At 70.6% G+C, this 11,782-nt stretch carries 6 protein-coding genes; 3 read left to right on the top strand and 3 right to left on the bottom strand.

Annotated elements, in window-relative coordinates; all coding sequences use genetic code 11:
- Positions 1–138 precede the first annotated feature (138 nt).
- Complete coding sequence (locus PV396_RS12310) at positions 139–309, top strand: hydrophobic protein (RefSeq protein ID WP_319203604.1); 171 nt, start codon at positions 139–141, stop codon at positions 307–309.
- 77 nt (positions 310–386) lie between these two features.
- Here PV396_RS12310 and PV396_RS12315 read toward each other — a convergent pair whose 3' ends face one another.
- Both PV396_RS12315 and PV396_RS12320 read right to left on the bottom strand, forming a co-directional pair.
- Positions 387–2,909, bottom strand: coding sequence for a SpoIIE family protein phosphatase (locus PV396_RS12315; RefSeq protein WP_416071382.1), 2,523 nt, complete (start codon positions 2,907–2,909; stop codon positions 387–389).
- A 76-nt stretch (positions 2,910–2,985) separates the two neighbouring features.
- Positions 2,986–7,254, bottom strand: coding sequence for a HAMP domain-containing protein (locus PV396_RS12320; protein WP_319203606.1), 4,269 nt, complete (start codon positions 7,252–7,254; stop codon positions 2,986–2,988).
- Between the two features lie 409 nt (positions 7,255–7,663).
- Between PV396_RS12320 and PV396_RS12325 the strand changes: the two genes are divergently transcribed.
- Complete coding sequence (locus PV396_RS12325) at positions 7,664–9,610, top strand: glycoside hydrolase family 5 protein (protein ID WP_319203608.1); 1,947 nt, start codon at positions 7,664–7,666, stop codon at positions 9,608–9,610.
- 34 nt (positions 9,611–9,644) lie between these two features.
- Here PV396_RS12325 and PV396_RS12330 read toward each other — a convergent pair whose 3' ends face one another.
- Positions 9,645–10,862, bottom strand: a complete 1,218-nt coding sequence (locus PV396_RS12330) for an acyl-CoA dehydrogenase family protein (protein ID WP_319203610.1) — start codon at positions 10,860–10,862, stop codon at positions 9,645–9,647.
- 119 nt (positions 10,863–10,981) lie between these two features.
- Between PV396_RS12330 and PV396_RS12335 the strand changes: the two genes are divergently transcribed.
- On the top strand, positions 10,982–11,770 hold the full coding sequence (locus PV396_RS12335; protein ID WP_319203612.1) for an enoyl-CoA hydratase/isomerase family protein: 789 nt from the start codon (positions 10,982–10,984) through the stop codon (positions 11,768–11,770).
- The last annotated feature ends 12 nt before the right edge of the window (positions 11,771–11,782 follow it).

Here is an 11,782-nt window from a genome sequence, read left to right on the forward strand (position 1 = left end):
CGAGGTCGCTTCCAAGGCCCCGCGAGCCGACTGGGGGAAATCCCGTCGGTTGCCCCGAACGGCGGATAAGAAACAGTTAAATTTTCAGGGTGTGCGCAGGTCACGACGGGGCACACGGCGGGACGGAGGTTGATAACCATGATTCCGCTGATACTCGTTCTGCTTCTCGCCCTGATCCTCTTCGGCGCCGGGTTCGCCCTCAAGGCCCTGTGGTGGATCGCCCTGATCGTCCTGGTGATCTGGCTGGTCGGATTCCTCGCTCGCTCCACCGGAGCAGGCGGGCAGCGAGGCCGCTGGTATCGCTGGTAGAACACTCCGCAACGCCTAGGAAGGGGTGGGGGCACACCGAACGCCGGTGTGCCCCCACCCCTTTTGGTGATGTGCGGTCAGGTCACCCGGACGCCCACGATGCAGGTGTCGTCGTCCGTGTCGGACTTGCTGTAGGTGAGCAGGCGGTCCAACTGCTGGTCGAGCGTGGGCGACACCGTGCGCGCGGCCAGCAGCAGCTGGGCCAGTGATTCCTCGACGGACCGGTCCCGGCGTTCGATCAGGCCGTCCGTGTACATCAACAGGGTGTCGTCGACGGCCAGTTGGACCTCTTGTTCCTCGTACGTCGCCTCGGGTACGGCACCGAGCAGCAGGCCCTTGATCAAGGGCAGCGGCGCAGCTTCGCCGGCGCGTACCAGGACGGGTGACAGATGGCCCGCCCTCGCCCAGCGCAGGGTGTGGCGGTCGGGGTCGTACAGGCCGCAGACTGCCGTGGCGGTGACCGATCCCGTCAGATGGTGGGCCACCATGTTCAGCCAGGACAGCAACTGGCCCGGCCCCGCGCCGGTCACGGCGAGCCCGCGCAGCGCGTTGCGCAGGACGACCATGCTGGTGGCTGCCTCTATCCCGTGTCCGGCGACGTCCCCGACACACAGCAGCACCAGCCCGGACGGCAGCACGACCGCGTCGTACCAGTCGCCGCCGACCAGGTGCTGGGTCTCCGCGGGCCGGTAGCGAACGGCGACCCGCAGTCCCGGGGCCTCCAGCGGGGCCTGCGCCGGGGGCATGATCGCGTGCTGGAGCTGGAGGGTGAGCCGGTTGCGTTCGCTGGCCTGCTGCTCGGAGTGGGCGAGTTGGTCGCGGGTGGCGGCGAGGGCGACCTCCGTCCAGTGGTGGGCGGAGATGTCCTGGTAGGCGCCCCGGACGACGAACAGCCGACCGTCGGAGTCGAGGACCGGCTCGGCCACGACGCGGATGTGCCGGGTCACACCGTCGGGCCGCTGGAGCCGGAAGGCGGCGGACGCGGGACGACGCTGGTGCAGAAGGGTGCGCAGGAACCGTCCGATGACGACGGCGTCGTCCGGGTGGGCATGGGCGGGCAGCTCCTCCAGCGGGACCGGGCCGCTGACGGACGGCTTGCCGTAGAGGCTGTAGAGCTGGCCGTTCCAGGTGATCTCACCGGTGCGGAGGTTCTCCTCGAAACCGCCGATGCGGCCGAGGCGTTGGGCGTGCTGGAGCAGGTTCGCCAGCCGTGCGGTCTCGTCCTCCATGCGCCAGACGAGAAGGACGCTGCCGCCGTGCCGGCTGACGCTCATGTCGGCGACAGCGGCCAGCGGGACGTCGTCCACCAGGGCCGTGAGCCGCATCCGGCGGGCTCGGAACGGCTCGCCCGTCGCATAGACCCGTTCGATCTGCTCGAACAGCTCGCTCTCGCCGGCGGCCATCGGATACGCCTCCAGGAACAGGGCTCCGTTGACGGCGCCGCGCGGCCGGCCGGCCGGGTCGAGGAAGTGGGTGTTGACGTGGTGGATGCGGAAGTCGGCCAGGTCCCCGGTGGCGTCCAGGTGCGGTACGAGGACCAGCGCGGGGTCGTGGAGGCCGTCGGCCAGGTCCATCAGCTCGGTGAGGTCCGGCCGGGGCCAGGGCCGGGTGTCGGCTTCGGGGCGGGGCGGGGCGCAGGTCCCCAGCGTGTGGGCGCACAGCTCGGCCAGGGCCTCGATCTGACGGACGATCTGCGGGGGCTGGGCTCCCAGCGGCGTGGGCCAGACGATCTCCAGCACTCCGTGGATCCGGCCGCCGGTGCCCGCGGGTACGGCGACCCGGCCGCCGTCGGGGTGATGGTGCCGGCCGATGGAGGGCAGGCCGGTCTCGGACAGGCAGCCGATCCACTGGCCCGTTCGCTCACCGAGTCCGCGCCGGGCCACCGTCACCACGCCCGGCGGTACGTACCGCCAGCGGGCCGCCTCGGCGGCCGGGAATCCGGCGCTGCCCGCCAGCGTGAGGGAGCCGTCGGCGCCCAGCGCCCAGATGGCGACGGCCTCCGCGCCGATCGGCGTCAGGGCGTGTTCCAGCAGGGAGTCGGCCACGGCCTGGGCGTCGTGGGCGGCCAGCGCACCGCTCTCGGCGGTCCGCAGCCGTACGGCGAAGGAGTCCCTCCCCGGAGGGTCGGTGGTGTCGTTGTGGTCCGCAGTGGTCGCGAGGAGGGCGGTCGTCACGTCGGAGAGCCGGTCGCGGGCTGCCTGGTTGATGACGTCGACGGCGAACTCGAGGGGTGTCACACCGGCCTGTTCGGTCAGCTCGGCGAGCTGCCGTGCCGCCTGCGACGGTCCGCAGCCGAGCCGCTCGACGAGGATGCCCTTGGCCAGCTCGATCAGGGCACGTCCGTCCGCTTCCGCGTGAGCGGTCCGCACCTCGCGGCGCAGTCGCTCCACGGTCGCCGCGAGTCTGCCGACGCGGGAAGGCGCTGCCGCTCCCCTCGGGTCCTCCTCGTCGCCCTCGTACACCTCTGTCCCAGCGGTGGCGGCGGCCTGAGCGTCGGCGCGGGCGGCGGGCATCGAAACCGGCGGGTTGTCGGACAGCGGGCCGGGGTCCTCCGCCGGATCCTCGGCGGGTGGTTCGGCCGGCGGACGGGGATTGCTCACGGTTGACCTGTTCCTCGGCTCGGGCGTCCTGCGACACCACATGTTCGGCCGGTGCGCGCGGCGGTGTGCCGGACCGTCATTCGGACAGCCATCGCCGGACGCGGCCGATGAGGTCGTCGGTGTCGACCGGCTTGGTGACGTAGTCGTTCGCGCCCGACGCGAGGCTCTTCTCCTGGTCGCCGGGCATGGCCTTCGCGGTGACGGCGATGATGGGCAGATCGGCGTACTGGGGCATCGCCCGGATCTCCGCGGTGGCGGTGTAGCCGTCCATCTCGGGCATCATCACGTCCATCAGAACCACCGAGACGTCCGGATGGGCGAGCAGCATCTCGATGCCCTTGCGTCCGTTGTCGGCGTGCAGGACGTGGAACCCGTGCAGCTCCAGCATCCCGCTCAGCGCGAAGAGGTTGCGCGCGTCGTCGTCGACCACGAGCACCGTACGGCCGTGGAAGGCGCCCTCGACGACCTGCGCGGCCGGGCGCTGGGACTCCTCGGCGCGGACCAGTGACAGGACGTCGCCGGGTTCCTCGGCGGACAGGTGCAGGGTGATGCGTTCGCGCAGTTCGTCGAGGCTGGAGAGAAAGGCGAGCGGACGGCCGGCTGCGCGGGAGCGCAACGTCTGTTCCTGCGCCAGGTCCACGCGATGGCCGGTGTGCACCAGCACGGGCACGCCGGCCAGCGCCGAGTCACCCTCTATGGCCTCCAGCAGACGTGTGCCCTCGTCGTCGGACATGCCGAGTTCCAGGACGACGCAGTGGCAGGGCTCGGCGGCCAGGGTGCTCGCCGCCTCCTGTGCGCCGATCGCCGTGATGATGTCGATCGCCCCGAGCTGGTCGGCGTCGGGCTCGAGGTCGGCGACCGCTCGTTCGGCGACGAGCGTCAGCAGTCCGCGCGGACGGTCCTCGACGACCAGGAGGCGGCGCCGGCGCTGCTCGGGATGCGCGGTGGAGGGGGTGTCCGGTCGACGGGCCGGGGTCAACTCCCCGTCGGTGGGGTGCGGTTGCTCCGTCGGCATGCCGCCGCCGTCGAGCACCTCCTCGAAGTCGGCGCGTGCCACGGGGAGATAGAGGGTGAAGGTGCTGCCCTGACCGGGTGTGCTGTCGACGGTGACGGCGCCGCCCAGCAGATGGGCGATCTCCCGGGTAATGGACAGGCCGAGGCCGGTGCCGCCGTACTTGCGGCTGGTGGTGCCGTCCGCCTGCTGGAAGGCTCCGAAGATCGTCTCCAACTGCTGCTGGGGGATGCCGATGCCGGTGTCCTTCACCCTGAAGGCCACGACGGGACCGCCTCGGAGGACACCGATGGGCACCTCCCGGTCCCCGGCGGGTTCGATGTGCAGTGCGACGCCGCCGTGTTCGGTGAACTTCACGGCGTTCGACAGGAGGTTGCGCAGGATCTGGCGCAGCCGGGAGTCGTCGGTGAGCAGGTCGGCGGGGGTGCCCGGGGCGGTGGCCACCGTGAAGTCCAGGCTCTTCTGCGTCGTCATCGGGCGGAACGTCGCCTCGACGTACTCCAGCAGCTTGCGCAGCGGGACGCGCTCGGGGGCGACGTCCATCTTGCCGGCCTCGACCTTCGACAGGTCGAGGATGTCGTTGATGAGCTGCAGCAGGTCCGAGCCCGCCGAGTGGATGATGCCCGCGTACTCGACCTGCTTGGGCGTCAGGTTGCGCGAGGGGTTCTGTGCCAGCAACTGGGCCAGGATCAGCAGGCTGTTGAGCGGGGTGCGCAGTTCGTGGCTCATGTTCGCCAGGAACTCCGACTTGTACTTCGAGGCCAGGGCCAACTGCTGTGCGCGGGTCTCCAGTTCCTGCCGGGCCTGTTCGATCTCCAGGTTCTTGGCCTCGATGTCGCTGTTCTGGGAGGCCAGCAGGGAGGCCTTCTCCTCCAGTTCGGCGTTGGAGCGCTGGAGTTCGTCCTGCTGGACCTGCAACTCCTCGGAGCGGGCCTGGAGTTCGGCGGTCAGCCGCTGGGACTCCCCGAGCAGTTCGTCGGTGCGGGCGTTGGCGACGATGGTGTTGAGGTTGACGCCGATGGTCGGCATCAGCTGGGCGAGGAAGTCCTGGTGGATCTGGGTGAAGGCGGTGACGGAGCCCAGCTCGATGACACCGAGGACCTGGTCCTCGACCACGATGGGCAGCACCATCAGGGCGCTGGGCACGGCCTGTCCGAGACCGGAGGAGATGGTCACATAGCCCGGCGGCAGCTCCTCCACGCTGATGGGCCGGCGGTTGCGCGCCGCCTGCCCGACCAGCGAGCGCCCGACGGGGATCCGCTCGGGCCGGTCGGTCTCGGCGGGATAGCCGTACGAGCCCACCAGCCGCAGTTCGGGGCCGCGCTCGGTGTCCTCGGCGAGGTAGAAGGCGCCGTACTGCGCGGAGGCCAGCGGCGCGAGTTCGTCCATGATGAGTTCGGCCACGACGGGCAGCTCGCGGTGGCCCTGCATCAGGCCGGAGATCCGGGCGAGGTTGGTCTTGAGCCAGTCCTGCTCCTGGTTGGCCCGGGTGGTCTCCCGCAGGGACTCCACCATGGAGTTGATGTTGTCCTTGAGGTCGGCGACCTCCCCGGAGGCCTCGACGGTGATCGAGCGGGTCAGGTCGCCCTCGGCGACGGCGCTGGTGACCTCGGCGATGGCTCGGACCTGTCGGGTGAGGTTCCCGGCGAGTTCGTTGACGTTCTCGGTGAGCCGTTTCCAGGTGCCCTCGACGCCCTCGACCTCGGCCTGTCCGCCGAGCCGGCCCTCGCTGCCGACCTCCCGGGCCACACGGGTGACCTCGGCGGCGAACGACGACAGCTGGTCGACCATCGTGTTGATGGTGGTCTTCAGCTCGAGGATCTCGCCCCGGGCGTCGACGTCGATCTTCTTCGACAGGTCACCGCCGGCGACCGCGGTCGTGACCAGGGCGATGTTGCGGACCTGGCCGGTGAGGTTGTTGGCCATCGAGTTGACGTTGTCGGTGAGGTCCTTCCAGGTGCCGGCGACGTTCGGGACGTGGGCCTGGCCTCCGAGGCGTCCCTCGGTGCCGACCTCGCGGGCGACGCGGGTGACCTCGTCGGCGAACGCGGAGAGCGTGTCGACCATGGTGTTGATGACGTCCGCCAGGGCCGCGACCTCGCCCTTGGCCTCGACGGTGATCTTCTGGGAGAGGTCGCCGCGTGCGACGGCGGTGGCGACCTGGGCGATCGAACGGACCTGGCCGGTCAGGTTCGACGCCATCACGTTGACGTTGTCGGTCAGGTCCTTCCAGGTTCCCGACGCGCCCCGGACGATGGCCTGGCCGCCCAGGTTGCCCTCGGTGCCGACCTCGCGGGCCACGCGGGTGACCTCGTCGGCGAAGCCGGACAGCTGGTCCACCATCGTGTTGATGGTGTCCTTGAGCTGCAGGATCTCACCACGGGCGTCCACGGTGATCTTCTGGGAAAGGTCGCCCTGAGCCACCGCCGTGGCCACCTGGGCGATGTTGCGGACCTGGCCGGTGAGGTTGGCCCCCATGAAGTTCACGGAGTCCGTGAGGTCCCGCCAGGTGCCCTTCACGCCCTTGACGTCCGCCTGTCCGCCGAGACGTCCCTCGGTGCCGACCTCGCGGGCCACGCGGGTGACCTCGTCCGCGAACCCGGAGAGCTGGTCCACCATCGTGTTGATGGTGTTCTTCAGCTCCAGGATCTCCCCCCGGGCATCCACCGTGATCTTCTGCGAGAGATCGCCCTCGGCCACCGCCGTGGTCACCTGGGCGATGTTGCGGACCTGCGAAGTGAGGTTCCCCGCCATGAAGTTGACCGAGTCGGTCAGGTCGCGCCAGACACCGCCGACACCGGGCACCTGGGCCTGTCCGCCGAGCCGGCCCTCGCTGCCGACCTCCCGGGCCACCCGGGTGACCTCGGCCGCGAACGACGACAGCTGGTCGACCATCGTGTTGACGGTCTCCTTCAGCTGCAGGATCTCGCCACGCGCCGGGACGTCGATCTTCTGCGACAGGTCGCCCCTGGCGACCGCGGTCGCCACCTGCGCGATGTCGCGCACCTGAGTGGTCAGATTCCCCGCCATGGCGTTGACCGAGTCGGTCAGGTCGGCCCAGGTGCCCGAGACCCCCGGCACCTCCGCCTGCCCGCCGAGCGTGCCCTCGGTGCCCACCTCGCGCGCCACCCGGGTGACTTCGGAGGTGAACACGGACAGCTGGTCCACCATGCCGTTGAAGACCGTCGCGATGTCGCCGAGCAGTCCGTCGCCGTCGGAGGGCAGCCGGGTGCCGAAGTCGCCGTCCCGTACGGCGGTCAGTCCGGCCAGGAGTTGCCGCAGCTCCTGCTCGCCCGGGGCCCGGTCGGCGACCTCGGTCGTCCTGCTGTTCATGCGCACCCTCGTTCCGCTCCCCAAGAGCCCTCACTCCGAGGACTCGGAACCCGCGCCGGGCCCGTGAAAGGCCCTCTCAGCGACCGTGTTTCCGCAGTTCACGGATCGGCCGGATGAGAAAAATCCGGTGAAGATTAACGCAGTTGCCGTCAGACAACCAAAGCCTGACGTGAAGCTTTTGGCCGCGCGGAAAAGACCCGCGAACGAGGGACTGAATGGGCGAACGGGGGGCACTCGAGACGGTTTCGCTCCGCTCGAACCGCCGGTGTCCGAGGGCATGGCTTCCGGCCAGGTCACGATCGGCCAGGGCGACGAAGGCGAGTTCCTCCGCCCTCCCCCCGCAGGAAGGCCTGGACCAATGCCGAACGATCCATCATGATGACGTCGCCATGACAATGTGCGCCTCAGGATGGTGACCGTGCGCGGAATCCTCGTCAGGTCAAAGGCCGCACTGGCCGCCGTACTCCTCGTCGTTGCCCTGGCGCCCGGCGCGGAGGCGGCAGTCGGACGAGCACCCGTCCCCGAGGCCGGTGACCCACCCGAGATCGCCGCGAGCGCGGCGAACTGGACGCCGCCGCTCAGCACGCGCGGCCGGTGGATCGTCGACGCGAACGGCGACCGTTTCAAGCTGCGGTCCGGCAACTGGCACGGCGCCAGCGGCACCTGGAACGGATCGGGAAGCCCGGACGCGGACACCGACCATCACGCCGGGGAGAACTCCGGCCGAATGCCGCTCGGCCTGGACCGGGCCCCCGTGGCCGAAATCATCGCCGGTTTCCAGGAAATCGGAATCAACAGCATCCGGCTGCCCTTCTCCAACGAGATAATCCACGACAGCCGTCCCGTCACGGACGCATCCGTGGCCGCCAATCCCGCTTTGCGCGGCAGGACCCCACTGCAGGTGTACGACGTCGTGGTGCGGGAACTCACCGCCGCCGGGCTCGCGGTGATCCTGAACAACCACACCAACACCACCCGCTGGTGTTGCGGAGTCGACGGCAACGAACGCTGGAACACGGGCCAGTCCGCCTCGGCCTGGGAGAACGACTGGCTCTTCATGGCCCGGCGCTACCGTGACAACCAGCGTGTCGTCGGCGCCGACCTCTACAACGAGGTCCGTCGCAACATCCTGGACGACCCCAACTGGGGCGTGGGCGACGACCACGACTGGTTCGCCGCCTCCCAGCGCCTGGGCGACCGCATCCTGACGGAGGCCGACCCCGACCTCCTGATCATCGTCGAGGGCATCAACTGGACCGGCATCCCGGTCGACGGCCTCGCCCACGAACGCCCCACCCTGGAGCCCGTACACCGTCTCTCGCACACCCTCGTCGACTCCGGCAAGCTCGTGTACTCGGCCCACTTCTACGACTACACCGGCCCGAACCACAGCGGCGCCACCGGAACCGGTGAGACCAGCGACCCCCGCTACCGCGACTTCAGCCCGACCGAACTGATCGACGTACTGAACCGGCAGGCCTTCTTCGTCACCGCCGAACAGGACCGGCACTTCACCGCCCCGCTCTGGATCAGCGAGTTCGGCGTCGGCGGCCGCGAGGAGACCGGCGCGAAGCAGCGCGCCTGGTTCGAGAACTTCGTCAGCCAACTGATCCGCGCCGACGCGGACTTCGCCTACTGGCCGCTCGTGGGATGGCACGAGAACCGCAGAGGCAACGGCTGGGCCCTGCTGCACTGGGACTCGGCGGGCCACCGGATGGGGCTGTACGACGGCGACGACTGGCGGGCCGCCGCCTGGACCCGGCTCGTCGGAGCCCCCGGCCGGACCGGTCGGGTCGCCCCCGTGACGGAGTGGTCGATGCTCAGTCCCGACCACGGCGACTTCGTCGCTTCGCGGCGCATGCGCGCGCTCCCCGACTGGGACTCCGGTGCCCGCAAGGCCGCGTGCCCCAACGGGCAGCGCCTCCTCGGCCTCAGCCACACGGGCAACCGGGGCCTGTGCTCCGACGTGACCGCCGGACCGCTGCGGGACCCGGCCGGGGGACACGAAGTGGTCACCGACGAGCGCCATGTCGCACCGGGCGGCGACTGGGCGTCCGGGTACACCAAACTCCAGTGCCCCGACGGCCAGTTCCTCACCGGTTACAGCGTCCGCGGCTCCGCCGTCTCGGCCGCCCTGTGCGCGGCCGCTCCGGCGAACAGGCTCGGCGGGGGCGGCCGTACGGTCTGGTTCGACCGGGGTGACAACAGGGGCACGGCCCCCAAGGGCGGCGACTTCGCGAGCGGCCACTACAAGGGCCAGTGCGCGGACGACGAGTACGCGGCCGGGATCGCGTACACGGGCCGGGTGGGCTCGGCACGGACTCCGGACGCGCTGTACTGCCGGAAACTGGGCTGACGGGCCGTCATTCCTCCTGGTTCATCCCCTTGGTTCATCCCCCCTGGTTCACCTGTCGCGGCTGTCGGTACGGCCGCACTGCTCGGCGGGCGATGGCGAAACGGTGGGTCTCCGACGGGCCGTCGTAGATCCGGAACGGCCGGACCTCCCGGTACAGGCGGGCCAGCGGGGCGTCGGCGGCCGAGATGCCGAGGGCTCCGCAGATCTGGACCGCCCGGTCGACCACCCGGTTCACCGCCTCCGCCACGAAGGTCTTCGACACGGAGGTGAGCTGCGAGGCGGCGGCGGAGCCGGTGTCCAGCTCCCACGCGGTACGCAGGATCAGGGCGCGGCTCGCCTCGATGTCGATCTCGGAGTCGGCCAGCATCTGCTGGACCATGCCGAGGTCACCCAGGGTGGAGCCGAACGCCATCCGCCTCCCGGCCCGCTCCAGCGCGACGTCCTGGGCGCGGCGAGCGGCCCCCAGCCAGCGCATGCAGTGCGTCATCCGGGCGGGGCCGAGCCGTACCTGGGCGCCCTCGAAGCCGTGGTCCACAGCGCCGAGCACCTGCTCCTCCCCCACCACGCACTCCTCGAAGACGAGCTCGCTGTGCCCGGCGAAGAGCGACTCGTCGAGGGTCTCGATGTCCCGGACGACGCGCATACCGGGGGTGCCGGCGTCGACCAGGAACATGGTGGCGCCGCCCGGGTCGCCGGGGCTGCCGGAGGTGCGGGCCATGACGATGGCGAAGCCCGCTCCATGGGCGCCGGTGATGAACCACTTGCGGCCGTCGATGCGCCAGCCGCCGGGCACCCGGGTCGCGGTGGTGCGCAGGGACCGGGGGTCGGCGCCCGCTCCCGGGGCGGGTTCGGTCATGGCGAAGCAGGAGCGGGTGTCGCCCGCGGCCAGCGGGCGCAGGTATTTCTCCCGCTGTTCCTCGGTCGCCACCTTCTCCAGGAGGTGCATGTTGCCCTCGTCCGGGGCGGCGCAGTTCAGGGCCAGCGGGCCGAGCAGCGAGTAGCCCGCCGCTTCGAACACCACCGCCTGTCCCCGCAGGTCGAGCCCGTGTCCGCCCCAGCGGGCCGGTACGTGGGGGGCGAACACGCCCGCCTCACGGGCGGCTTTCTGCAGAGTCTGACGCAGGTCCTCGGGGGCGTCGTGCACGGACCCGCCGCACTCACGCTCGGCCGGGATGACCACCTCGCGGACGAACTCGGCCGTGGACACGGCGAGTTGGGCGACAGCCGGATCGACATCGAACTGAATGGGCACGGGGCCTCCCGCCGACGGGCGTACGGGCATCGACTCCCGTCGCGTTCTAGAAACTGTATAGCGTCTTCAGTATCTTGCCGGAAAGCACCCGGCGACGGGAAGACGACAGGAGCAAGACCATGACCCTCCCCCGGAGCAGCGACCCGGTCCGGATCGTCCGCCACGACGACGGGGTCGTCGAGGTGAGACTTGACGCCCCCGGGCGGGGCAACGCCCTGGATCTCGGGACGGCCGACGCGCTGCGTGACGCGACCGCCGAGGTGGCCGCCGATCCGGGCGGCGCGGTGCTCCTGCGGTCGGCGGGCGGCAGTTTCTGCGTGGGCGGTGACCTGCGCGCATTCGCCGGCCTCGGCGCGGAGACCGGCGGCTATGTGCACGCGGTGGCGAGCGCCGCGCACGCCGCGATACAGGCCCTGTACGAGCTGCCGGTGCCGTTGGTGACCGCCGTGCGCGGCGCGGCCGCCGGCGGCGGGATCGGCCTGGCACTCGTGGGTGACATCGTCCTGGCGGCCCGGTCCGCGCGGTTCCGGCTGGCGTACACGGCGATCGGGCTCACACCGGACTGCGGGGCCTCGTGGTTCCTGCCGCGCCTGGTGGGCCCCCGCCGGGCGGCGGACCTGATCCTGACCAACCGGGTCCTGACCGGCGACGACGCCGAACAATGGGGCCTGGTCTCCCGGTGCGTGGAGGACGAGGAACTGGACCGGGCAGCACACCGGACCGCGGCCGACCTGGCAGCCGGCGCCGGTGACGCGCTGCGCGCCGCGAAGGGGCTGCTGCGCGCCGGCGGCGGTGCGGAACTGCGCTTCCACCTCGCCGAGGAAGCACGCCTGATCGCCTCCCTCGCGGGCGGCACGGCGGCACAGGAGCGCATGACGTCGTTCCTCGCCGCCAAAAGTGTTTCTTGAGACCCTCTTCAC

This window comes from Streptomyces sp. ME02-8801-2C, from assembly GCF_033793965.1.
Taxonomy (GTDB): domain Bacteria; phylum Actinomycetota; class Actinomycetes; order Streptomycetales; family Streptomycetaceae; genus Streptomyces.